General features: G+C 60.2%; 18 protein-coding genes. 9 read left to right on the forward strand and 9 right to left on the reverse strand.

All coding sequences use genetic code 11. From position 1 onward, the window contains the following. Positions 1-139 precede the first annotated feature (139 nt). The 3 genes from AC3ITA_RS03980 to AC3ITA_RS03990 all read right to left on the reverse strand — a co-directional run bounded on the left by AC3ITA_RS03980 (position 140) and on the right by AC3ITA_RS03990 (position 4,858). Positions 140-1,741 (reverse strand): ABC transporter substrate-binding protein, encoded by a 1,602-nt coding sequence (locus AC3ITA_RS03980; RefSeq protein WP_150672199.1) that lies wholly within the window; start codon positions 1,739-1,741, stop codon positions 140-142. Positions 1,742-2,044: 303 nt separating this feature from the next. Further along, on the reverse strand, positions 2,045-3,670 hold the full coding sequence (locus tag AC3ITA_RS03985; protein ID WP_095942368.1) for an ABC transporter substrate-binding protein: 1,626 nt from the start codon (positions 3,668-3,670) through the stop codon (positions 2,045-2,047). 471 nt (positions 3,671-4,141) lie between these two features. After that, positions 4,142-4,858, reverse strand: coding sequence for an SIMPL domain-containing protein (locus tag AC3ITA_RS03990; RefSeq protein ID WP_489279530.1), 717 nt, complete (start codon positions 4,856-4,858; stop codon positions 4,142-4,144). Positions 4,859-5,175: 317 nt separating this feature from the next. Between AC3ITA_RS03990 and AC3ITA_RS03995 the strand changes: the two genes are divergently transcribed. The 9 genes from AC3ITA_RS03995 to AC3ITA_RS04035 all read left to right on the forward strand — a co-directional run bounded on the left by AC3ITA_RS03995 (position 5,176) and on the right by AC3ITA_RS04035 (position 16,802). Then, positions 5,176-6,438, forward strand: coding sequence for an ATP-binding protein (locus AC3ITA_RS03995; RefSeq protein WP_057716443.1), 1,263 nt, complete (start codon positions 5,176-5,178; stop codon positions 6,436-6,438). Continuing rightward, positions 6,431-6,991, forward strand: a complete 561-nt coding sequence (locus tag AC3ITA_RS04000; protein ID WP_007973041.1) for a response regulator transcription factor — start codon at positions 6,431-6,433, stop codon at positions 6,989-6,991. The genes AC3ITA_RS03995 and AC3ITA_RS04000 overlap by 8 nt, the downstream gene beginning before the upstream one ends. A 97-nt stretch (positions 6,992-7,088) precedes the next feature. Beyond that, positions 7,089-8,816 carry an ABC transporter ATP-binding protein/permease gene (locus tag AC3ITA_RS04005; protein WP_489279532.1) on the forward strand — a complete coding sequence of 576 codons (1,728 nt, stop codon included), beginning with the start codon at positions 7,089-7,091 and terminating at the stop codon, positions 8,814-8,816. A 192-nt stretch (positions 8,817-9,008) separates the two neighbouring features. Further along, entirely contained in the window at positions 9,009-9,758 is a 750-nt protein-coding gene (locus AC3ITA_RS04010) for a FadR/GntR family transcriptional regulator (protein ID WP_414929772.1), read from the forward strand. 416 nt (positions 9,759-10,174) lie between these two features. Further along, entirely contained in the window at positions 10,175-11,086 is a 912-nt protein-coding gene (gene kdgD / locus AC3ITA_RS04015; RefSeq protein WP_123587268.1) for a 5-dehydro-4-deoxyglucarate dehydratase, read from the forward strand. A gap of 59 nt (positions 11,087-11,145) precedes the next feature. Beyond that, entirely contained in the window at positions 11,146-12,591 is a 1,446-nt protein-coding gene (locus tag AC3ITA_RS04020) for an aldehyde dehydrogenase family protein (protein ID WP_150672197.1), read from the forward strand. 149 nt (positions 12,592-12,740) lie between these two features. Further along, positions 12,741-14,111, forward strand: coding sequence for an MFS transporter (locus tag AC3ITA_RS04025; protein ID WP_095944245.1), 1,371 nt, complete (start codon positions 12,741-12,743; stop codon positions 14,109-14,111). A gap of 11 nt (positions 14,112-14,122) precedes the next feature. Further along, a complete protein-coding gene (garD, locus tag AC3ITA_RS04030; RefSeq protein WP_095944246.1) occupies positions 14,123-15,676 on the forward strand; it encodes a galactarate dehydratase in 1,554 nt (517 codons plus the stop codon). A 184-nt stretch (positions 15,677-15,860) separates the two neighbouring features. Next, the gene (locus AC3ITA_RS04035; protein WP_489279534.1) at positions 15,861-16,802 is read left to right on the forward strand and encodes an AEC family transporter; all 942 of its coding nucleotides are present in this window, start codon (positions 15,861-15,863) and stop codon (positions 16,800-16,802) included. 84 nt (positions 16,803-16,886) lie between these two features. Here the strand turns inward: AC3ITA_RS04035 and AC3ITA_RS04040 are convergent, their stop codons facing one another. The 6 genes from AC3ITA_RS04040 to gatC form a co-directional block, all read right to left on the reverse strand. Then, positions 16,887-17,267 carry a carboxymuconolactone decarboxylase family protein gene (locus AC3ITA_RS04040; protein WP_095944248.1) on the reverse strand — a complete coding sequence of 127 codons (381 nt, stop codon included), beginning with the start codon at positions 17,265-17,267 and terminating at the stop codon, positions 16,887-16,889. Next, on the reverse strand, positions 17,264-18,325 hold the full coding sequence (locus AC3ITA_RS04045) for a calcium/sodium antiporter (protein WP_489279536.1): 1,062 nt from the start codon (positions 18,323-18,325) through the stop codon (positions 17,264-17,266). Before AC3ITA_RS04045 ends, AC3ITA_RS04040 begins: the two co-directional genes overlap by 4 nt. A gap of 50 nt (positions 18,326-18,375) precedes the next feature. Next, positions 18,376-18,750 (reverse strand): septal ring lytic transglycosylase RlpA family protein, encoded by a 375-nt coding sequence (locus AC3ITA_RS04050; RefSeq protein ID WP_095944250.1) that lies wholly within the window; start codon positions 18,748-18,750, stop codon positions 18,376-18,378. A gap of 148 nt (positions 18,751-18,898) precedes the next feature. Beyond that, the gene (gene gatB, locus AC3ITA_RS04055) at positions 18,899-20,344 is read right to left on the reverse strand and encodes an Asp-tRNA(Asn)/Glu-tRNA(Gln) amidotransferase subunit GatB (protein WP_150672193.1); all 1,446 of its coding nucleotides are present in this window, start codon (positions 20,342-20,344) and stop codon (positions 18,899-18,901) included. A gap of 10 nt (positions 20,345-20,354) precedes the next feature. Further along, on the reverse strand, positions 20,355-21,806 hold the full coding sequence (gene gatA / locus AC3ITA_RS04060) for an Asp-tRNA(Asn)/Glu-tRNA(Gln) amidotransferase subunit GatA (protein WP_489279539.1): 1,452 nt from the start codon (positions 21,804-21,806) through the stop codon (positions 20,355-20,357). Between the two features lie 17 nt (positions 21,807-21,823). Continuing rightward, entirely contained in the window at positions 21,824-22,111 is a 288-nt protein-coding gene (gene gatC / locus AC3ITA_RS04065; protein ID WP_007901429.1) for an Asp-tRNA(Asn)/Glu-tRNA(Gln) amidotransferase subunit GatC, read from the reverse strand. Positions 22,112-22,128: the final 17 nt, after the last annotated feature.

The raw sequence follows: 22,128 nt of genomic DNA on the forward strand, positions 1-22,128 counted from the left end.
TCTTTTTTTGTGATCCGGCTATTGGTTTAGAACTCATTCACGGCATCGCAAACGTTTGCTGCAGGCCAAATTGGCAAAAGACGGCAAAGCGTCTGCGTGAGGGCGGAAAATCCGCCCCCCGGCATTTCTGGCTAATCGGTTATTTTTCTATGCTGACACCCGAGAAAACGTTGCGACCGAACGGGCTCACCTTGAACCCTTCGATTTTGGCGCTCAGCGGCTGGTTGACCGTTGAGTGAGCGACTGGCGTGATCGGCACCTGCTGCTTGAGGTACTGCTGCGCCTGTTTGTAGAGCAGGGTGCGCTGGTCGCGGTCGGTGACGACCTTGGCCTGCTTGATCAGCTTGTCGTAAGCCGGATCACACCACATCGAGTAGTTGTTGCCGCCAATGGCGTCGCAACTGTAGAGCGTGCCCAGCCAGTTGTCCGGATCACCGTTGTCACCGGTCCAGCCGATCAGGCTGATGTCGTGCTCGCCATTCTTGGTGCGCTTGATGTACTCGCCCCACTCATAGCTGACGATCTTGACCTTGAGGCCGATCTTCGCCCAGTCGGCCTGGAGCATCTCGGCCATCAACTTGGCGTTGGGGTTGTACGGACGCTGGACCGGCATGGCCCAAAGGGTGATTTCGGTGCCTTCCTTGACGCCGGCAGCCTTGAGCAATTCCCTGGCTTTTTCCGGGTTGTAGGCGGCGTCCTTGATCGTGTCGTCATAGGACCATTGGGTCGGCGGCATGGCGTTGACCGCCAGTTGCCCCGCGCCCTGGTAGACGGCATTGAGAATGCCTTGCTTGTTCACAGCCATGTCCAGCGCCTGGCGCACCTCGAGCTGGTCGAAGGGTTTGTGGCGAACGTTGTAGGCGATGTAGCCGAGGTTGAAACCAGGCTTCTCGATCAGTTGCAGGGCCGGGTCGTTCTTCAGCGCGGTCACATCGGCAGGGCGCGGGTGCAGGGTGATCTGGCACTCGCCGGCCTTGAGTTTCTGCACGCGCACCGAGGCGTCGGTGTTGATGGCGAAAATCAGGTTGTCGAGCTTGACCCGGCTCGGATCCCAGTACTGCTGGTTGCCGGTGTAACGGATGTTCGAGTCTTTCTGGTAGCTCTTGAACACGAACGGCCCGGTGCCGATCGGCTTCTGGTTGATGTCGCTCGGCTTGCCTTCGGCCAGCAGCTTGTCGGCGTATTCGGCCGAAAGGATGGCGGCGAAGCTCATGGCGATGTTCTGGATGAACGCGGCGTCCACGCTATTGAGCGTCATGACCACGGTCAGCGGCCCGGTCTTTTCGACCTTGGCGATGTTCTTGTTCAGGCTCATGCCGTTGAAGTAAGGAAACTCTGTCGGATAAGCCTTACGGAAAGGTTGCTGCGGATCGAGCATGCGATTGAAGGTGAACAGCACGTCATCTGCATTGAAGTCGCGGGTCGGCGTGAAGTATTTGGTGGTATGAAACTTCACCCCTTCGCGCAGGTGAAACGTGTATTTGAGGCCGTCCTCGGAAATATCCCAGCTCGTGGCCAGGCCCGGTACGACGTTGGTCGCGCCTTTTTCAAACTCCGCCAACCGGTTGTACAGCGGCTCGGCGGCGTCGTTGTCGGTCGCAGTGGTGTACTGCGCCGTGTCGAAACCGGCGGGGCTGCCTTCGGAGCAGAACACCAGGCTGTTGTTGGCGGCCTGGCTGATGGAAGTGGCGGCCAACAGGCCGGTGCCCAGCAATGCGGATAAAACCAGGGTATGGCGCATAACGCTTCCTTTTCTCTCAAAGTGTTTTCAATGAGCCGCCGTCCCGTCCGCGGACGTAGAGGCATCACTGATTTCAAGCCATGCACACAGCAGTAACCGATGACCCACGCGTGCACTGGTCAGATCCCGACGGTATGAGCCATGGGTCCGGCAGTAAATGCGTAGAGTCCTAAAGACTCGTAGGAAATGGCAACGCGTCCTCGCCCGATGCTGTAGTCAGCTGCGGATTAGGATGTAGGCGAATTCCTGCCTTCTCGGAAGATAAAGCAACGGCGACGTCAGGAACGTCGCCGTTGCAAAACCTTATTTGCTGACGCTGACGCCGTAGAAGGAGTTCAAGCCAAATGGGCTGATCTTGAAGTCCTGCACGTTGGCGCGCATGGGTTGGAACACCGTCGAGTGAGCGATAGGTGTCATAGGCACGGCGTCTTTGAGGACGTGTTGCGCCTGTTTGTACAGCTCGGTGCGTTTGCTTTGGTCCGAAGTGCGCTTGGCTTGCTTGACGATGTCGTCAAACTTCTTGTCGCACCATTTGGAGAAGTTGTTGCCTTCCAGCGAGTCGCAGCCGAACAGCACGTTCAGCCAGTTGTCCGGATCACCATTGTCACCGCTCCAGCCAATCAGCATCGCCTGGTTCTCGCCACCTTTGGAACGCTTGATGTACTCGCCCCACTCGTAGCTCTGGATCTTGACCTTGAGGCCGATCTTGGACCAGTCGGACTGCAGCATTTCTGCCATCAGCTTGGCGTTCGGGTTGTATGGACGCTGTACCGGCATCGCCCAGAGAACGATTTCGGTGCCATCTTTCACGCCGGCTTCCTTGAGCAGCTCTTTGGCTTTCTCAGGGTTGTACGGCGCATCCTTGATGGTGGTGTCGTAGGACCACTGGGTCGGAGGCATGGCGTTGACCGCCAGCTGGCCGGCACCCTGGTACACGGAGTCGATGATCTGTTGCTTGTTGACCGCCATGTCCATTGCCTGGCGTACCTTCAGGTCAGCCAGCGGGTTCGCATCGGTTTGTCCCTTGACCTTGGGCATCACGTTGTAGGCGATGTAACCGAGGTTGAAACCCGCCTGGTCAGGCAGCTTCAGGGTCTTGTCTTCGCGCAGTGCCTTCAGGTCGGCCGGACGAGGGAACAGGGTGACCTGGCACTCGTTCTTCTTCAGCTTCTGGATACGTACCGACGGGTCGGTGGTGATGGCGAAGATCAGGTTGTCGATCTTCACGTCGTCAGGCTTCCAGTAGTCCTTGTTCCCGGTGTAGCGGATGTTGGAGTCTTTCTGGTAGCTCTTGAACACGAACGGGCCAGTACCAACCGGCTTCTGGTTGATGTCGGCGGCCTTGCCGTCCTTGAGCAGCTGGGCAGCGTACTCGGCGGACTGGATCGAGGCGAAGCTCATGGCCATGTTCTGGATGAACGCGGCATCAACGTCCTTGAGGGTGAACTTGACAGTCTTGTCGTCGACTTTATCGATCTTGGTGATGTTGGTATCCATCCCCATGTCGGTGAAGTACGGGAATTCAGTCGGGTACGCTTTGCGGAACGGGTCATCCTTGTTAATCATGCGATTAAAGGTGAACAGCACGTCGTCGGCGTTGAACTCACGAGTTGGCTTGAAGTACGGCGTGGTATGGAACTTGACGCCTTCACGCAGGTGGAAGGTGTACGTCAGGCCGTCATCGGAGACGTCCCAGCTGGTCGCCAGACCAGGAATTACGGCGGTACCGCCGCGCTCGAACTGGGTGAGGCGGTTGAACATGGTTTCTGCAGAGGCGTCGAAGTCGGTTCCGGTGGTGTATTGACCTGGATCGAAACCGGCCGGGCTCCCTTCGGAGCAGAACACCAGGTTAGTCGCTGCTTGGGCGAACGGTGCGCTGGCTAACAAGCTTGCGCCAACTAAAAACGGAATGACCGCGTGTTTAAGCATGGTGGCCTCATGATTTGTTGTCATTTTTGGAATTAGAGGACGACCTCGTGAGTCGTGCCTGCGGATACTTATGCAGGGGCCATACCCAATGCAAGATCCAGAGTGACTACTAGCCTTAAACAGTGGCACGAACGTACCTTAATGTCGCATTTGTGTAATTTCTGGCGCATTTGACCGTTTGCGCGGCTTTTTTACTGTGCAAATGACGCACTTTTGCAGTGCGCTCGCGGTCCTGGTTGCTCCCGAGTGGGGCGAGGGTGTTACTTATTCATACCCCGAATTGTGGGGTGGGTATGGCGTGAATAAGAGTGGTTATTGTTGCACCAATAGTGGCCAATCGAACTCAGTTGCACCCGGTACAACTGCCAGCTTTTCCCGGTGGTCTCTCCAGTTATAGCTCATGCCTGAAAACTGCCAAAAAAAACGGCGATCATCTGAATGATCGCCGTCTTTTGTTTGCGGGCTATCGATTCAAGGCATCAGCACTTCAATCGAACCATCCGCGGTCATGCTGACCTGGCTGGTGCCGGCCTCGACATCCGGCGTCACCGGTGCGCTGTCCATGGCGGCGGCTTTCATCATCATCGGCGCGCGCATGTAAGGCTGTGGATAACCGTTGCTGTTGAGGTTCAGGTTGACGATTTTATAGCTCTTGCCGCCCAGAGCATCAGTCGCAAGCTGGGCGCGAGCCTTGAACGCGCTCACGGCGTCTTTGAGCAGGGCGTCTTCGCTGGCCTTGCGGGTCGGGGTGGCGATGGCGAAGTCCATGCCGCCCATTTTCAGGTCGGTGAGCAGTTCGCCGGTCAGCTTCGACAGCGCGGCGAAGTCCGGGCTTTCCAGGCGCAATTCGGCGCGCTCGCGCCAGCCGGTGATTTTCTGGCCCTTGGTGTCATAGATCGGGTAGCTGTTGCGGCTGCCCTGGCGCAGGGTAATGTCCTTGACCTGCCTGGCCTTGGTCAGCGCCTTGTTCATGGTGGTGCTGACGTCGGCGGCGAGTTTGGCCGGGTCGGTGTTCTGTTCTTCGGTGTAGAGGGTCACGATCATCAGGTCGCGGGCCACTTCCTGACTGACTTCGGCGCGCAGGGAAATCTGGTTGTAATGAAGCTCGTCGGCGGCCATGGCCGGGAGGCTGGCGACGGTGCCAACACTCAGGGCGAGGAGGGCGGCGCTGCGGCGGAATGTGTGCATGAAGGCTCCTTGAAAGGTGCGCAGGGGTATGATCCGGGCCTGCGTGAAACCATCAGACTCTAGCTTTTATGCTCCGGTTCGCACAGTTACAACTTCTATACAGATGCATCCCTGTAGGAGCGAGCTTGCTCGCGAAAAAACCGAAAGCGCCGCAGGGTATCAGGACTCCCTCGTAATCGTTGACGACCATCGCGAGCAATCGAGCGTCGACCGGCTGCTCCTACAGGCATGTGGCCGTTTGCCGCACTTTTGCCTGTCAGCCCCCGTGCTTGGTTATACTCCCTGCGATCCGCCTGGAGCGCTCATCAGGAGAGCTCATGCTCGCCCCCGTTCAAATCACTTCCGCCACTCGCCAGAACCTCTGGCGGCTGACGTTCATCCGCACGTTGGTGCTGGCCGCCCAGGCCGGTTCCGTTGGCCTGGCCTACTGGCTCGAATTGCTGCCACTGCCCTGGTTTCAACTGGCGGCAACGCTCGCATGTTCAATGCTGCTGTGCGTCTTCACGGCGATTCGCCTGCGCACCTCGTGGCCGGTGACCGAGCTCGAATATGCCGTGCAACTGGCTTGCGACCTGTTTATCCACAGCGCCTTGCTGTATTTCTCCGGTGGCTCGACCAACCCCTTCGTCTCCTATTACCTGGTGCCGCTGACCATTGCCGCCGTGACGTTGCCTTGGCGTTATTCGGTGATCCTGTCGGGTATCGCGCTGACGATGTACACGTTGTTGCTGGCGCAGTTCTACCCGCTGCAAACCTTCCCGATCGCTCGGGAAAACCTGCAGGTGTACGGGATGTGGTTGAGCTTTGCCCTCGCGGCTGCGGTGATTACGTTCTTCGCCGCGCGCATGGCCGAAGAGCTGCGTCGCCAGGAAGAGTTGCGCGCCATTCGTCGCGAAGAAGGCCTGCGCGATCAACAACTGCTGGCCGTCGCTACCCAGGCCGCCGGTGCGGCCCATGAACTGGGCACGCCGCTGGCGACCATGAGTGTGCTACTCAAGGAAATGCGTCAGGACCACCATGACCCGATGTTGCAGGATGACCTGAGCGTGCTGCAGGATCAGGTCAAGTTGTGTAAAGAGACCTTGCAGCATCTGGTGCGCGCCGCCGAGGCCAATCGCCGGTTGGCGGTGGAGATGCAGGACGTCACCGATTGGCTTGATGAAGCCCTCAATCGCTGGCACCTGATGCGCCCGGAAGCCAGTTATCGCTTCCAGCGCCTCGGCCAGGGCCCGGTCCCCCGCATGGCGCCGCCGCCGGATCTGACCCAGGCTTTGCTGAACCTGTTGAACAACGCTGCCGATGCCTGCCCCGAAGGGCTGCAAGTGACGCTGGACTGGGATTGGGAAAACCTCACCATCAGCATCCGTGACCATGGCGCCGGTGTGCCGCTGGCCATCGCCGAGCAAATCGGCAAGCCGTTTTTTACCACCAAGGGCAAAGGCTTCGGCCTGGGCCTGTTTTTGAGCAAGGCCAGCGTGACACGCGCCGGCGGCTCAGTGAAACTCTACAGTCATGAGGAAGGTGGCACGCTCACCGAGCTGCGCCTGCCCCGTGTCGCCCGAGGAGACGAACATGAGTGAAGAGATCCAAGTCGAAGGCGAAGAACTGCCGCATTTGTTGCTGGTCGATGACGACGCCACATTCACCCGCGTCATGGCTCGCGCCATGGCTCGCCGCGGTTTTCGCGTCAGCACTGCCGGTTCCGCCGAGGAAGGCCTGGAGCTGGCCAAGGCCGATCTGCCGGATTACGCCGCCCTGGACCTGAAGATGGACGGCGACTCCGGCCTGGTGCTGCTGCCCAAGTTGCTGGAAATGGACCCGGAAATGCGCGTGGTGATCCTCACCGGCTATTCGAGCATCGCCACCGCCGTCGAGGCGATCAAGCGCGGTGCCTGCAATTACCTGTGCAAACCGGCGGACGCCGACGACGTGTTGGCGGCGCTGCTGTCCGAACACGCCGACCTCGACAGCCTGGTGCCGGAAAACCCGATGTCCGTGGACCGCCTGCAGTGGGAGCACATCCAGCGCGTGCTGACCGAGCACGAAGGCAACATCTCCGCCACGGCCCGTGCCCTGGGCATGCACCGCCGCACCCTGCAGCGCAAACTGCAGAAGCGTCCCGTTCGCCGCTGAACCTGCGCTGAATGAATGCGGGCCGTATCTCGCGAAAAACCGGACCGATCATCTATGATCGGTTCGTGTGCGTACTTTTCTCTATCGAGCCTTATCCATGAATCAGAACGCTGAGTATTCCGCGGTCAACGACGCCGTGCACGGGCAGTTTTTTCGCAAAGTGTGGGCGATGATCACGCCTTACTGGCGCAGTGAGGAGAAGGTCAAAGCCTGGACTCTGCTGATCGCGGTGATTGCGCTGTCGCTGATCAGCGTGGGGATCTCGGTGTGGTTCAACACCTGGTACAAGGACTTCTACAACGCCCTGCAAAAGAAGGACGAGGCAGCGTTCTGGCAACTGATCCTGTACTTCTGCGCGATTGCGGCGGTGGCGATCGTCGGCGCGGTGTACCGGCTCTACCTGACGCAGATGCTGACGATCCGCTGGCGGGCGTGGCTTACTGAAAAGCACTTTGCACGCTGGCTCGCCGACAAGAATTACTACCAGCTGGAGCAGGGCGGTTACACCGATAACCCGGACCAGCGGATTTCCGAAGACCTCAACAACTTCACCTCCAACACCCTTGAGCTGGGTATCGGGCTGCTGCGCAATATCGTCAGCCTGGTGTCGTTCTCGATCATTCTGTGGGGCGTGTCGGGCAGCATTGAAGTATTCGGCATCACCATTCCCGGCTACATGTTCTGGTGCGTTCTGGTTTACGCGGTGGTCGGTAGCTGGTTGACGCATTTGATCGGTCGTCGCCTGATCGGCCTGAACAACCAGCAACAACGCTTCGAAGCCGACCTGCGTTTCTCCATGGTGCGAATTCGCGAGAATGCCGAAAGCATCGCGTTGTACAACGGCGAGCCGAACGAAAATCGTCGGTTGAGCAGCCGCTTCGGGATGGTCTGGCATAACTTCTGGGACATCATGAAAGTGTCCAAGCGCCTGACATTCTTCACCGCCGGTTACAGTCAGGCCGCCATCATCTTCCCCTTCATGGTTGCCGCGCCGCGTTACCTTTCCGGCAAGATCGAACTGGGCGAACTGATGCAAATCAGCTCGGCATTCGGCAATGTGCAGGAAAGCTTCAGCTGGTTTATCAGTGCGTACCAGAGCCTCGCTTCCTGGCGCGCCACCTGCGATCGTCTGTTGAGCTTCCACCAGGCCATGCGCGACAACGAAGAGCGTGCACCGGCCATCGACGTACAGAATTCTGGCTCGGTGCTGAAGGTGCACAACCTCGGCCTGGACCTTGCTGAAGGTCGCCACCTGCTGACCAACGCCGACATGACCGTGAAGGAGGGCGAGCGTGTGATGCTCAGCGGTCGCTCCGGCAGCGGCAAGTCGACCCTGCTGCGGGCGATGGGACATCTGTGGCCGACCGGCCACGGCAGTATTCGCCTGCCATCGGCGCGCTACCTGTTCCTGCCGCAAAAACCGTATTTGCCGATTGGCACCCTGCGTGATGTCCTCAGTTATCCACAGCCCGGCGATACCTATCCGAACGAGCGCTACGCGCAGGTGCTGGAAACCTGTCGCTTGCCGCACCTGATTGCCCGTCTCGACGAAGCCAACCACTGGCAGCGCATGTTGTCGCCGGGTGAGCAGCAGCGCCTGGCCTTTGCCCGTGCGCTGCTTTATGCACCGCAATGGCTGTATATGGACGAAGCTACCTCGGCGATGGACGAAGAAGACGAGGCCACGCTGTATCAGGCGCTGATCGATGAGTTGCCGGGGCTGAGCATCGTCAGTGTCGGCCATCGCAGCAGTCTGAAGCGCTTCCACCCGCGGCATATCCGTATCGAGAATGGCCATCTGGTGGACCAGGCCGTGACCGCCTGAACACCGCAAATCCTTGTAGGAACGAGCTTGCTCGCGATGGTAGCTAACGATAACGCGCGCTTTCTGAATAAACGCGGCGCTTTCAAGTCCATCGCGAGCAAGCTCGCTCCTACAAGGGGTTAGGTGATCGTACAACCGCGTTGCGCTATGATGCGCTTTCAGCCGCCGACTTTTTCGAGACAGATGTTCACCATGGAAAACCTGAACGACACACCACGCCTCCCACGCAAGCGCCGCAGCCTCGCTCAGGAACTGGTGACGGTGCTGTCCGAGCAGATCCGTGATGGCCATCTCAAGCGTGGCGACAAGTTGCCCACCGAGTCGGCCATCATGGATGCCCATGGCGTCAGCCGCACGGTGGTGCGCGAGGCGATATCCCGTTTGCAGGCGGCAGGGCAGGTGGAAACCCGCCACGGTATCGGCACTTTCGTGCTCGACACGCCGAGCCCGAGCGGTTTCCGTATCGACCCGGCGACCGTGGTGACCTTGCGCGATGTGCTGGCGATCCTGGAACTGCGCATCAGCCTGGAAGTGGAGTCTGCCGGGCTGGCGGCGCAACGTCGCAGTCCGGAACAGTTGGCCAACATGCGCGCTGCCCTTGATGCGTTGAATGAAAGCGCCGCTCACGCCAGTGACGCCGTGGCTTCGGACTTCGCCTTCCACCTCGAAATCGCGCTGTCCACCGGCAACCGTTATTTCACCGACATCATGACCCACCTGGGCACCAGCATCATTCCGCGCACGCGGCTAAATTCCGCGCGCCTGGCCCATGACGACCAGCAGCACTACATGAGTCGCCTGAGCCGTGAGCACGAAGAAATCTACGACGCGATTGCCCGCCAGGATTCCGATGCGGCGCGTGCCGCCATGCGTTTGCACCTGACCAACAGCCGTGAGCGGTTGCGTCATGCCCATGAAGAAGCTGAGGCGCAGCGGGGGTAAGTTTTATCTTCGAGCGACTCCTTGTCTGACAGACCGCTATCGCGAGCAGGCTCGCTCCCACATTTGAATTCGGCTGTTCACGAGATTTGTGTCCACAGGCGATCCAGTGTAGGAGCGAGCCTGCTCGCGATAGGGCCATCAGCCATTTCACAAATCCTCCCGTCTGTCTGCTCAGATTGGTCAATCTTCCGACAACGTATCTCTAATGAGCCCGTTGGCCGCCACATTCCTGTCCCGCTTTCCCTACGCCAGCGGCCGCTGAAAACCTGAGCTGGCGCGACTCCTTGTCCAACAATTTTCACCCTCCGCGATGAAATGCAGTTGACGGTTGTATTTTAAGTTGTACGATGACCTACAACTTCAGCGCAGGCTGAACGGTTTTCTCACACAACGTCGCTATCCAGGGTGTTCGAATAATGAATCCACAAGAACTGAAGTCCATCCTCTCTGCCGGTCTGCTGTCTTTCCCGGTCACCGATTTCAATGCTCAGGGCGACTTCAATCGCGCGGGTTACATCAAGCGTCTCGAATGGCTGGCCCCATACGGTGCCTCGGCGTTGTTCGCCGCGGGCGGCACCGGTGAGTTCTTCTCTCTGGCGGCCAGCGAATATTCGGAAATCATCAAGACTGCGGTCGACACCTGCGCCACCAGCGTGCCAATCCTGGCCGGTGTGGGCGGTTCGACCCGCCAGGCCATCGAATACGCACAGGAAGCCGAGCGTCTGGGCGCCAAAGGCCTGTTGCTGCTGCCGCATTACCTGACCGAAGCCAGCCAGGACGGCGTTGCCGCCCACGTTGAGGCCGTGTGCAAATCGGTCAACATCGGCGTGGTGGTCTACAACCGTAACGTCTGCCGCCTGACCGCGCCGCTGCTGGAACGTCTGGCCGAGCGCTGCCCGAACCTGATCGGCTACAAGGATGGCCTGGGTGATATCGAGTTGATGGTGTCGATCCGTCGCCGCCTCGGTGATCGCTTCAGCTACCTGGGTGGCTTGCCGACCGCCGAAGTCTACGCCGCGGCCTACAAGGCGCTGGGCGTGCCGGTCTACTCCTCGGCGGTGTTCAACTTCATCCCGAAAACCGCGATGGACTTCTACCACGCCATCGCTCGTGATGATCACGCTACCGTCGGCAAGATCATCGACGACTTCTTCCTGCCGTACCTGGACATCCGTAACCGCAAGGCCGGTTATGCCGTGAGCATCGTCAAGGCCGGGGCAAAAATTGCCGGCTACGACGCAGGCCCGGTGCGTGCACCGCTGACCGATCTGACCGGCGAAGAGTACGAAATGCTCGCCGCGCTGATCGACAAGCAGGGCGCCCAGTAACACCCGATAAACCAGGGCCGCTGAGCAATCAGCGGCTTTTTGCGTGAGGAGATCTCAAAGTGGCAGATGCAACGCGTTTCGATAACTACATCAACGGCGAATGGGTTGCCGGTGGCGACTATTCGACCAACATCAACCCGTCCGAACTGAGCGACGCCATCGGCGACTACGCCAAGGCTGACCTGGCTCAGGTCCACGCCGCCATCGACGCCGCCCGTGCTGCGTTCCCGGCCTGGTCCACTTCCGGCATTCAGGCGCGTCACGATTCCCTGGACAAAGTCGGTACTGAAATACTCGCCCGTCGCGAAGAACTCGGCACCCTGCTGGCCCGGGAAGAGGGCAAGACCCTGCCTGAAGCCATCGGCGAAGTGACCCGCGCCGGTAATATCTTCAAGTTCTTCGCTGGCGAGTGCCTGCGCCTGTCCGGCGACTACCTGCCGTCGGTGCGTCCGGGCGTCAACGTTGAAGTCACTCGCGAAGCCTTGGGCGTGGTCGGTCTGATCACCCCGTGGAACTTCCCGATCGCCATTCCGGCATGGAAAATCGCCCCGGCCCTGGCCTACGGCAACTGCGTCGTGCTGAAACCCGCAGACCTGGTTCCAGGTTGCGCCTGGGCACTGGCCGAAATCATCTCCCGCGCTGGCTTCCCTGCCGGTGTGTTCAACCTGGTGATGGGCAGCGGTCGCGTGGTGGGCGATGCACTGGTCCACAGCCCGAAAGTCGACGGCATCAGCTTCACCGGTTCCGTGGGCGTCGGTCGTCAGATCGCCGTCAGCTGCGTATCGCGCCAGGCCAAAGTCCAGCTGGAAATGGGCGGCAAGAACCCGCAGATCATTCTCGACGACGCCGACCTCAAGCAAGCGGTCGAATTGTCGGTGCAGAGCGCGTTCTACTCCACTGGCCAGCGTTGCACCGCTTCCAGCCGCTTCATCGTCACCGCCGGCATCCACGACCAGTTCGTTGAGGCCATGGCCGAACGCATGAAGTCGATCAAGGTCGGCCATGCATTGAAGGCTGGCACCGATATCGGTCCGGTGGTTTCGCAAGCTCAGCTTGAACAGGACATGAAGTACATCGACATCGGCCAGTCCGAAGGCGCGCGTCTGGTCAGCGGCGGTGGTCTGGTGACGTGCGACACCGAGGGCTACTTCCTCGCGCCAACCCTGTTTGCCGACAGCGAAGCTTCGATGCGCATCAGCCGTGAAGAGATCTTCGGACCGGTGGCCAACATCGTCCGCGTTGCCGATTACGAAGCCGCGCTGGCCATGGCCAACGACACCGAGTTCGGTCTGTCGGCGGGCATCGCTACCACGTCGTTGAAGTACGCCAACCACTTCAAGCGCCACTCCCAGGCCGGGATGGTGATGGTCAACCTGCCGACCGCCGGTGTGGATTACCACGTTCCGTTCGGTGGGCGTAAAGGTTCATCCTATGGATCACGTGAGCAAGGTCGCTATGCGCAAGAGTTCTACACGGTCGTGAAGACCAGCTACATCGGTTCGTAAACGCAACACCCCTGTAGGAGCGAGCCTGCTCGCGATGGTCTCGAGGTCGTGGCGATAAACCTGATGCCCCGCGTCATCGTTGACCACCATCGCGAGCAGGCTCGCTCCTACAACCCGCGCATAAAAATAATTTGTGGGAGTACATCTACATGCAATCGACCCAAAAGCCGACTCACGTCCGCTATTTGATCCTGCTCATGCTGTTTCTGGTGACCACGATCAACTACGCCGACCGGGCTACCATCGCAATCGCCGGCTCCAGCCTGCAAAAAGACCTCGGCATCGACGCCGTTACCCTCGGCTATATCTTCTCCGCATTCGGTTGGGCCTACGTGGCCGGGCAAATTCCCGGTGGCTGGCTGCTGGACCGTTTCGGCTCGAAAAAAATCTACGCACTGAGCATCTTCACCTGGTCGCTGTTCACCGTGCTGCAGGGTTATGTCGGCGAGTTCGGCATGTCCACCGCCGTGGTCGCGCTGTTCATGCTGCGCTTTTTGGTGGGCCTGGCTGAGGCGCCATCCTTCCCGGGTAACGCACGTATCGTGGCGGCCTGGTTCCCGACCGCTGAACGCGGCACTGCCTCGGCGATCTTCAACTCGGCGCAATACTTTGCCACCGTGTTGTTCGCACCGCTGATGGGTTGGATCGTCTACAGCTTCGGCTGGCAGCACGTGTTCATCGTCATGGGCGTGATCGGCATCGTCTTCTCGGGCATCTGGCTGAAAGTGATCTACAGCCCGCGCCAGCACCCGATGATCAACGACGCCGAGTTCAAGCACATCGCCGACAACGGCGGCATGGTCGACATGGACCAGGACAAGGGCAAAGGCAAGAAGACCGACGGTCCGAAGTGGGACTACATCCGTCAATTGCTGACCAACCGCATGATGCTCGGCGTGTACCTGGGCCAGTACTGCATCAACGGCATCACCTACTTCTTCCTGACCTGGTTCCCGGTGTACCTGGTGCAGGAACGCGGCATGACCATCCTCAAGGCCGGTTTCATCGCGTCCTTGCCGGCGATCTGCGGCTTTATCGGTGGTGTGCTCGGCGGGGTGATTTCCGATTACCTGCTGCGCAAAGGCCACTCCCTGACCTTTGCCCGCAAGGCACCGATCATCGCCGGCCTGCTGGTTTCCAGCAGCATCGTGGCCTGCAACTATGTGGACGTTGAATGGATGGTCGTCGGCTTCATGGCCCTGGCGTTCTTCGGCAAAGGCGTGGGCGCACTGGGCTGGGCGGTGGTGTCCGACACCTCGCCGAAACAGATCGCCGGCCTGAGCGGTGGCCTGTTCAACACCTTCGGTAACCTCGCGTCCATCACCACCCCGATCGTCATCGGCTACATCATCAGTTCCACTGGTTCGTTCAAGTGGGCACTGGTGTTTGTCGGTTGCAACGCCTTGGTCGCAGTGTTCAGCTATCTGGTCATCGTCGGCCCGATCAAGCGTGTGGTGCTCAAAGAGCCACCCGCGAACGGTACTGAAGCCCCTGGTAAATTGTCTCAAGCGCATTCCTGAGGAGCGGCGTCATGCAGTTGATTGAACATTCTGACTCGCCGCGCTACATCCGCCTGCACGAGCGGGATAACGTAGTGATCGTGGTCAATGATCAGGGTGTACCGGCCGGCACCGAGTTTGCGGACGGCCTGGTTACCGTGGACTTCGTGCCACAGAGCCACAAGGTCACCCTGGAGGATATTCCCGAAGGTGGCGAGGTGATTCGTTACGGTCAGGTCATTGGCTATGCCTTGCAGCCGATTCCCCGCGGCAGCTGGGTCAAGGAAGATCAACTGCGCATGCCGACCGCGCCACCGCTGGACAGCCTGCCGCTGTCCACCGATGTACCGGCCGCACAAGCACCGCTGGAAGGCTTCACCTTCGAGGGTTATCGCAATGCCGACGGCACCGTCGGCACGCGTAACATTCTCGGCATCACTACCACCGTGCAGTGCGTGACCGGGGTACTGGATCATGCGGTCAAGCGCATCAAGGATGAGTTGCTGCCCAAGTACCCGCACGTCGATGACGTGGTGGCGCTGACCCACAGCTACGGCTGCGGCGTGGCCATCACCGCCACCGACGCCTACATCCCGATCCGCACCGTGCGCAATCTGGCCCGCAACCCGAACCTGGGTGGCGAAGCCTTGGTGATCAGCCTGGGCTGCGAGAAATTGCAGGCCGGGCAGGTGATGCACGACAACGACAGCTCGGTGGATCTCAGCGAGCCTTGGTTGTACCGCTTGCAGGACTCCAGTCACGGCTTCACCGAAATGATCGAGCAGATCATGGAACTGGCCGAGACGCGCTTGAAGAAGCTCGATCAGCGTCGCCGGGAAACCGTGCCGGCGTCCGAGCTGATTCTGGGCATGCAATGCGGCGGCAGTGATGCGTTCTCCGGCATCACCGCCAACCCGGCGCTCGGTTATGCCTCGGACCTGCTGCTGCGGGCCGGTGCGACGGTGATGTTTTCCGAAGTCACCGAAGTGCGCGATGCCATTTACCTGCTGACCTCACGCGCGGAAAACCAGGACGTCGCTCAGGAACTGGTGCGGGAAATGGACTGGTACGACCGTTACCTGGCCAAGGGCGAGGCGGATCGCAGTGCCAACACCACGCCGGGCAACAAGAAGGGCGGGTTGTCGAACATTGTCGAGAAATCCCTGGGATCTATCGTCAAGTCCGGCAGCAGCGCGATCAACGGCGTGCTTGGCCCTGGCGAGCGTTTCAAACGCAAAGGCCTGATCTTCTGCGCGACCCCGGCCAGCGACTTTGTCTGCGGGACCTTGCAGTTGGCGGCGGGGATGAATCTGCATGTGTTCACCACTGGTCGTGGCACGCCTTACGGGCTGGCCATGGCACCGGTGGTGAAGGTCTCGACCCGGACCGAACTGGCGCAACGCTGGCCGGACCTGATCGATATCGACGCCGGACGCATTGCCACCGGTCGCGCATCGATCGAGGAGCTGGGCTGGGAGCTGTTCCACTACTACCTGGACGTGGCCAGTGGCAAGAAACAGACCTGGGCCGAGCAGCACAAGCTGCATAACGACATTACCCTGTTCAACCCGGCGCCGATCACCTGAAACCGCGTTATCGTTCATCGCCAGCAGGCTGGCTTCCACAGGGATCTTCGGTGTTCACACAGTTTGTGCAACAAGGAAGATCCCTGTGGGAGCGAGCCTGCTCGCGATGGCGATCTTCCAGACGCCAACGTCCTTGGTGGCTTATCATTAGCCAACTAACGACACCATCAAGGTCCACTCCGGCATGCTGGCAATTTTCCTCGAAACCCTGAACATCACCGCGCCGGTGTTTGCCATGCTGTTTCTGGGGGTGCTGCTCAAGCGCATCGACTGGATCAACGACAACTTCATCCACACCGCGTCGGCCCTGGTGTTCAACGTCACCATGCCGGCGTTGCTGTTTCTGGGCATCCTGCATGCCGACCTGCACGCGGCACTGCAACCAGCGCTGCTGATCTACTTCTCCCTCGCGACCCTGGCGTGTTTTGCCATCGCATGGGGTTGGGCGATATGGAAGTGCCCGCGGGAAGATCGGGGGATCTACACCCAGGGTGCATTTCGCGGCAACAACGGGGTCATCGGCCTGGCGCTGGCCGCAAGCATGTACGGCGACTACGGGATTTCCCTCGGGGCGATCCTCGCGGCGCTGGTGATCCTGTTCTACAACACGCTGTCGACCATCGTGCTGGCGGTGTACAGCCCGGTAATCAAGTCCGATCCGTGGAGCATCTGCAAAAGTGTGTTCAGCAATCCGCTGATCATCAGCGTGATTGCGGCTGCACCTTTCGCCTATTTCAAGATCGGTCTGCCGGGCTGGCTGGAGACCTCCGGCCAGTATCTGGCGCAAACCACGCTGCCGCTGGCGCTGATCTGCATCGGCGGCACGCTATCCCTGGCGTCACTGCGCAAAAGCGGCAACATGGCGCTGAGTTCAAGCCTGGTGAAGATGATCGGCTTGCCGGTGCTGGCGACGCTGGGGGCGTGGTTGTGGGGCTTTCGCGGGGCGGAACTGGGGATTCTGTTCCTGTACTTCGGTAGTCCGACCGCCGCTGCCAGTTTTGTCATGGCGCGGGCGGCGGATGGCAATCACGAACTGGCGGCGGCGATTATCGTGATCACTACGCTGATGGCGGCGATCACCACCAATGTCGGGATCTTCTTTTTGCAGTGGGGTGGGTGGATCTGACCTCTGGAGTTGCGGTGTTCCTGAGGGCCTCATCGCGAGCAAGCTCGCGATGGCGCCAGATCAGGCAGCCTTAATTTCAATGACTCACTCAGGCTTCTGGTAGCTATCAATCACTTCCTGCGCCGCCCGAAACGCATCGATCGCTGCCGGCACACCGGCATACACCGCGCAATGCAGCAGCGCCTCGCGAATCTCATCCACAGTGCAGCCATTGTTCAGCGCACCGCGCACATGACCTTTCAACTCCTGCGGGCACTTGAGTGCAGTCAGAGCGGCAAGGGTGATCAGGCTGCGGGTTTTCAGCGGCAGGCCTTCGCGATTCCACACGCCGCCCCAGGCGTGTTCATTGACGAAGTCCTGCAGCGGCCGGGTGAACTCGGTGGCGTTGCCCAGTGCGCGGTCGACGAAGGCGTCGCCCATCACTTGGCGGCGGACTTCAACGCCGGGTTTTTTATTCTCGGTCATGGGACTTCCTTCTTATGGTGTTGGCGATGCCAGGCGCGTAGCGACGTGAACAGCAAGAACGCCACCAGCGTCGGCAGGACGAAAAACAGCATCAAGTGTTCCAGCTTGCCGGCCAGGGGCATGCCGGTGGTGAACGACACCACGTGCAGCCCATACGCCAGGTACAAACCCAAAAACAGCAGGCCTTCGGCGCGGGTTACGCGGTAGCCGGTGTAGAACAGCGGCAGGCACAGTACCGCGACGCCGAGCATCACCGGCAGGTCGAAATCCAGGGCGTTGGGCGATACCGATAGCGGCGACGGTGCCACCAGGGCGGTAAAACCGAGCACACCCAGGAGGTTGAACAGGTTGCTGCCAATCACGTTGCCCACGGCAATGTCGCGCTCGCCGCGCATAGCCGCGATCAACGAAGTGGCCAGTTCCGGCAGTGAGGTGCTGACGGCGACGATGGTCAGGCCGATGATCCGCTCCGACAACCCAAGATCGGTAGCGACCGCAACTGCCGCGCCCAGCAGCAAGTGCCCGGCGTACACCAGCATCGCCAGCCCGGCGACGATCATCAGCAGACTGCTGAGCCAAGGCGCTTGCGCATGATGGTCATGACTGGATACCGGCCGTCCCGAATGCCGTGACTGGCGCAGCAACAAGCCCAGGTAAATCGCCAGTGCTGTCAGCAACATCACGCCGTCGGTACGGGTCAGTTCTTCATTCCAGGCGAGTACGAACACCAGCAGGCTGGCGCCGATCATCAACGGAATATCCAGGCGCACCAGTTGCCGGGAAACCCGCAAAGGAATAATGAGTGCGGACAATCCGAGGGTGACGAGGATGTTGAAAATGCTGCTGCCGATCACACTGCCGACGGCGATGTCGGCATTGTGCGCCAGGGTCGCTTGCAGGCTGACCGCCATCTGCGGCGCGCTGCTGCCGAGGGCGACGATGGTCAGGCCGATGATCAGCGGTCGTACGTGCAATCGCGCGGCGATGCGTACGGCGGCGCGCACCATCAATTCGGCGCCGACAATCAGCAGGAACAATCCGCTGAACAATTCGATCACGCTGATCAGGGGTAAGTCGGCTAGTCCGAAAATGGTCGGGGCTCCATCGGTCAGTCGTCGAGGGCTTGCACGCGAACCCGCGCGGTGCCGCTGCGCAGCATGCCCAGGCGCTCGGCGGCTTCCTTGGACAGGTCGATCAGGCGGCCACGGGTGTGCGGCCCGCGATCATTGATGCGTACCACGCAGGATTTGTCGTTATTCAGATTGGTGACCTTCACCCGTGTACCGAAGGGTAGCTGGCGATGGGCGGCGGTCATGGAATTCATGTTGAAACGCTCGCCGTTGGCGGTGCGTTTGCCTTGGTGTTTGGCGCCGTAGTACGAAGCCACGCCGGTTTTGTCGTAGCCATGCGGATCGACGGTGTCGGTGCTGGCGCAACCGGCCAACAGAGAGAGCAGGGCGCAGGCGCCGAATAGACGTTTCATTCAAGGTTTTCCCGAAACAATTGTGGGAGCGAGCCTGCTCGCGATAGCGTTCTGACAGTCAACTCATCGTTGAGTGCCGGACCGCTATCGCGAGCAGGCTCGCTCCCACAGGGAATGGAGCCAGATTTTAGAGCTGGCTCCATCCTCATCAGCCTTCGAGCTTGCTTTTGAGCAGTTCGTTGACCTGTTGCGGGTTGGCCTTGCCTTTGGAGGCTTTCATGGCCTGGCCGACGAAGAAGCCGAACATTTTACCGCGCTTGGCTTCGTCTGCCGCGCGGTATTGTTCGACCTGCTCGGCGTTGGCCGCGAGCATTTCGTCCAGTACCGCCGAGATGGCGCCGGTGTCGGTCACTTGCTTGAGGCCGCGCTTGTCGATGATCTCGTCCGCGCTGCCTTCGCCGTTGGCCATCGCCTCAAACACCACCTTGGCGATCTTGCCGGAGATGGTGTTGTCCTTGATGCGCAGCAGCATGCCGCCCAGAAGCTCTGCGCAAACCGGCGACTCTTCGATGTCCAGGCCTTGCTTGTTGAGCAGGCTGCCCAACTCGACCATCACCCAGTTCGCCGCCAGTTTGGCGTCGCCGCCGATGCTCGCGACTTTCTCGAAGTAATCGGCTTGTTCGCGGCTGGTGGCCAGGACGCTGGCGTCGTAGACCGACAGGCCGAACTGCTCCTGGAAGCGCTCGCGCTTCTGCGGTGGCAATTCCGGCAGAGTGGCGCGCACGTCGTCGAGGAACGAGTTCTCGATGACCACCGGCAGCAGGTCCGGATCGGGGAAGTAACGGTAGTCGTTGGCTTCCTCTTTACTGCGCATCGGACGGGTTTCGTCCTTGTTCGGGTCGTACAGGCGGGTCTGCTGGATCACTTTTCCGCCGTCTTCGATCAATTCGATCTGACGCTGGATTTCGCTGTTGATTGCCTTCTCGATGAAGCGGAACGAGTTGACGTTCTTGATCTCGCAGCGGGTGCCGAATTCGACCTGGCCTTTGGGACGGATCGACACGTTGCAGTCGCAACGCAGCGAACCTTCGGCCATGTTGCCATCGCAGATCCCTAAGTAACGCACCAGCGCGTGGATCGCCTTGACGTAAGCCACGGCTTCCTTGGCGCTGCGCATGTCCGGTTCGGAGACGATTTCCAGCAGTGGCGTGCCGGCACGGTTCAGGTCGATGCCGCTGGCGCCGCTGAACTCTTCGTGCAGGCTCTTGCCGGCGTCTTCTTCCAGGTGCGCGCGGGTGATGCCGACACGTTTGACCGTGCCGTCTTCCAGGGCGATGTCCAGGTGGCCCTTGCCGACGATCGGCAATTCCATCTGGCTGATCTGGTAGCCCTTTGGCAGGTCCGGATAGAAGTAGTTTTTACGCGCGAACACGTTGTGCTGGCCGATCTCGGCGTCAATCGCCAGACCGAACATCACCGCCATGCGCACCGCTTCCTGGTTCAGCACCGGCAGCACGCCGGGCATGCCCAGGTCTACGAGGCTGGCCTGGGTGTTCGGCTCGGAACCGAACGTGGTGGAACTACCGGAAAAGATTTTCGACCGGGTGGTGAGCTGGGTGTGAATCTCCAGCCCGATCACGACTTCCCATTGCATGTGTGTCTCCTCAGAAGCCGGTTGGGGTGCGGGTGTGCCAGTCAGTGTTCAACTGGTACTGGTGCGCAACGTTGAGCAAGCGGCCTTCCTGGAAATACGGAGCGAGCAGTTGCACGCCGACCGGCAGACCCTCGACAAAACCGGCCGGCATGGACAAGCCCGGCAGACCCGCGAGGTTGGCGGTGATGGTGTAGACGTCTTCCAGGTACGCAGCGACCGGGTCGCTGTTCTTGGCGCCAAGCTTCCAGGCCGGGTTCGGCGTGGTTGGGCCGAGGATGATGTCGACCTCATTGAAGGCCGCCATGAAGTCGTTCTTGATCAAGCGACGAATCTTCTGCGCCTTCAGGTAATAGGCGTCGTAGTAACCGGCCGACAGCGCATAGGCACCGACCATGATCCGGCGCTGCACTTCCGGTCCGAAACCTTCGCCACGGGAACGCTTGTACAGGTCTTCCAGGTTTTTCGGGTCTTCGCAGCGATAGCCGAAACGCACGCCGTCGAAACGCGACAGGTTGGACGAGGCTTCCGCCGGGGCGATCACGTAGTACGCCGGGATCGCGTGCTGCATGTTCGGCAGGCTGATTTCCTTGACCACGGCGCCGAGCTTTTTCAGCTCTTCAACGCTGGCCATGACCAGGTCGGCGATGCGCGGGTCGAGACCGGCGCTGAAATACTCTTTCGGCACGCCGATGCGCAGGCCTTGCAGCGAACCGCTGAGGCTGGCGCTGTAGTCCGGCACGGGTTCATCGATGCTGGTGGAGTCATTCGGATCGAAGCCGGCCATACCTTGCAACAAAATCGCGCAGTCTTCGGCGGTGCGTGCCAATGGACCGCCCTGATCGAGGCTGGACGCGTAGGCAATCATGCCCCAGCGCGAAACGCGACCGTAGGTCGGTTTCAGGCCGGTGAGGTTGGTCAGGGCCGCAGGCTGACGAATGGAGCCGCCAGTGTCGGTGCCGGTGGCCGCTGGCAGCAGACGAGCGGCAACCGCCGCTGCCGAACCGCCAGACGAACCGCCGGGCACGTAGTCCAGGTTCCAAGGGTTTTTCACCGCGCCGTAGTAGCTCGACTCGTTGGCCGAACCCATGGCGAATTCGTCCATGTTGGTCTTGCCCAGGGTCACGGCCCCGGCAGCGGCCAGCTTGGCGACGACGGTGGCGTCGTACGGCGCTTTAAAGTTGTCGAGCATCTTCGAGCCGCAGCTGGTCCGAATGCCCTGGGTGCAGAACAGGTCCTTGTGGGCGATCGGCGCGCCGAGCAGGGCGCCGCTCTCACCATTGGCCCGGCGGGCGTCAGCGGCTTTCGCCTGCGTCAGCGCCAGGTCTTCGGTGAGGCTGATGAAACTGTTGAGCTGCGGATCGAGCTGGGCGATGCGCACCAGCAGGACCTTGGTCAGCTCTTCGGAGGAAAACTTTTTATCGGCGAGTCCGCGGGCGATCTCGGCCAGAGTCAATTGATGCATTGCAGGCTCTTTCCCTATTAGTCGATGACTTTCGGAACCAGGTACAGGCCGTTTTCGACCGCTGGTGCGATGGACTGGTAGGCCTCGCGGTGATTGGTCTCGGTCACGACGTCTGCGCGCAGGCGCTGGCTGGCTTCCAGTGGGTGGGCCAGCGGTTCGATACCGTCGGTATTGACCGCCTGCATTTCGTCGACCAGCCCGAGAATGCTGTTGAGGGCCGAAGTGATGTGTGGAAGATCGGCATCATTGAGGCCAAGGCAGGCCAGATGAGCGATTTTTTCCACGTCGGAGCGTTCAAGCGCCATTGGGATTCTCCAGTGGA

The organism is Pseudomonas sp. GL_090, from assembly GCF_057837765.1.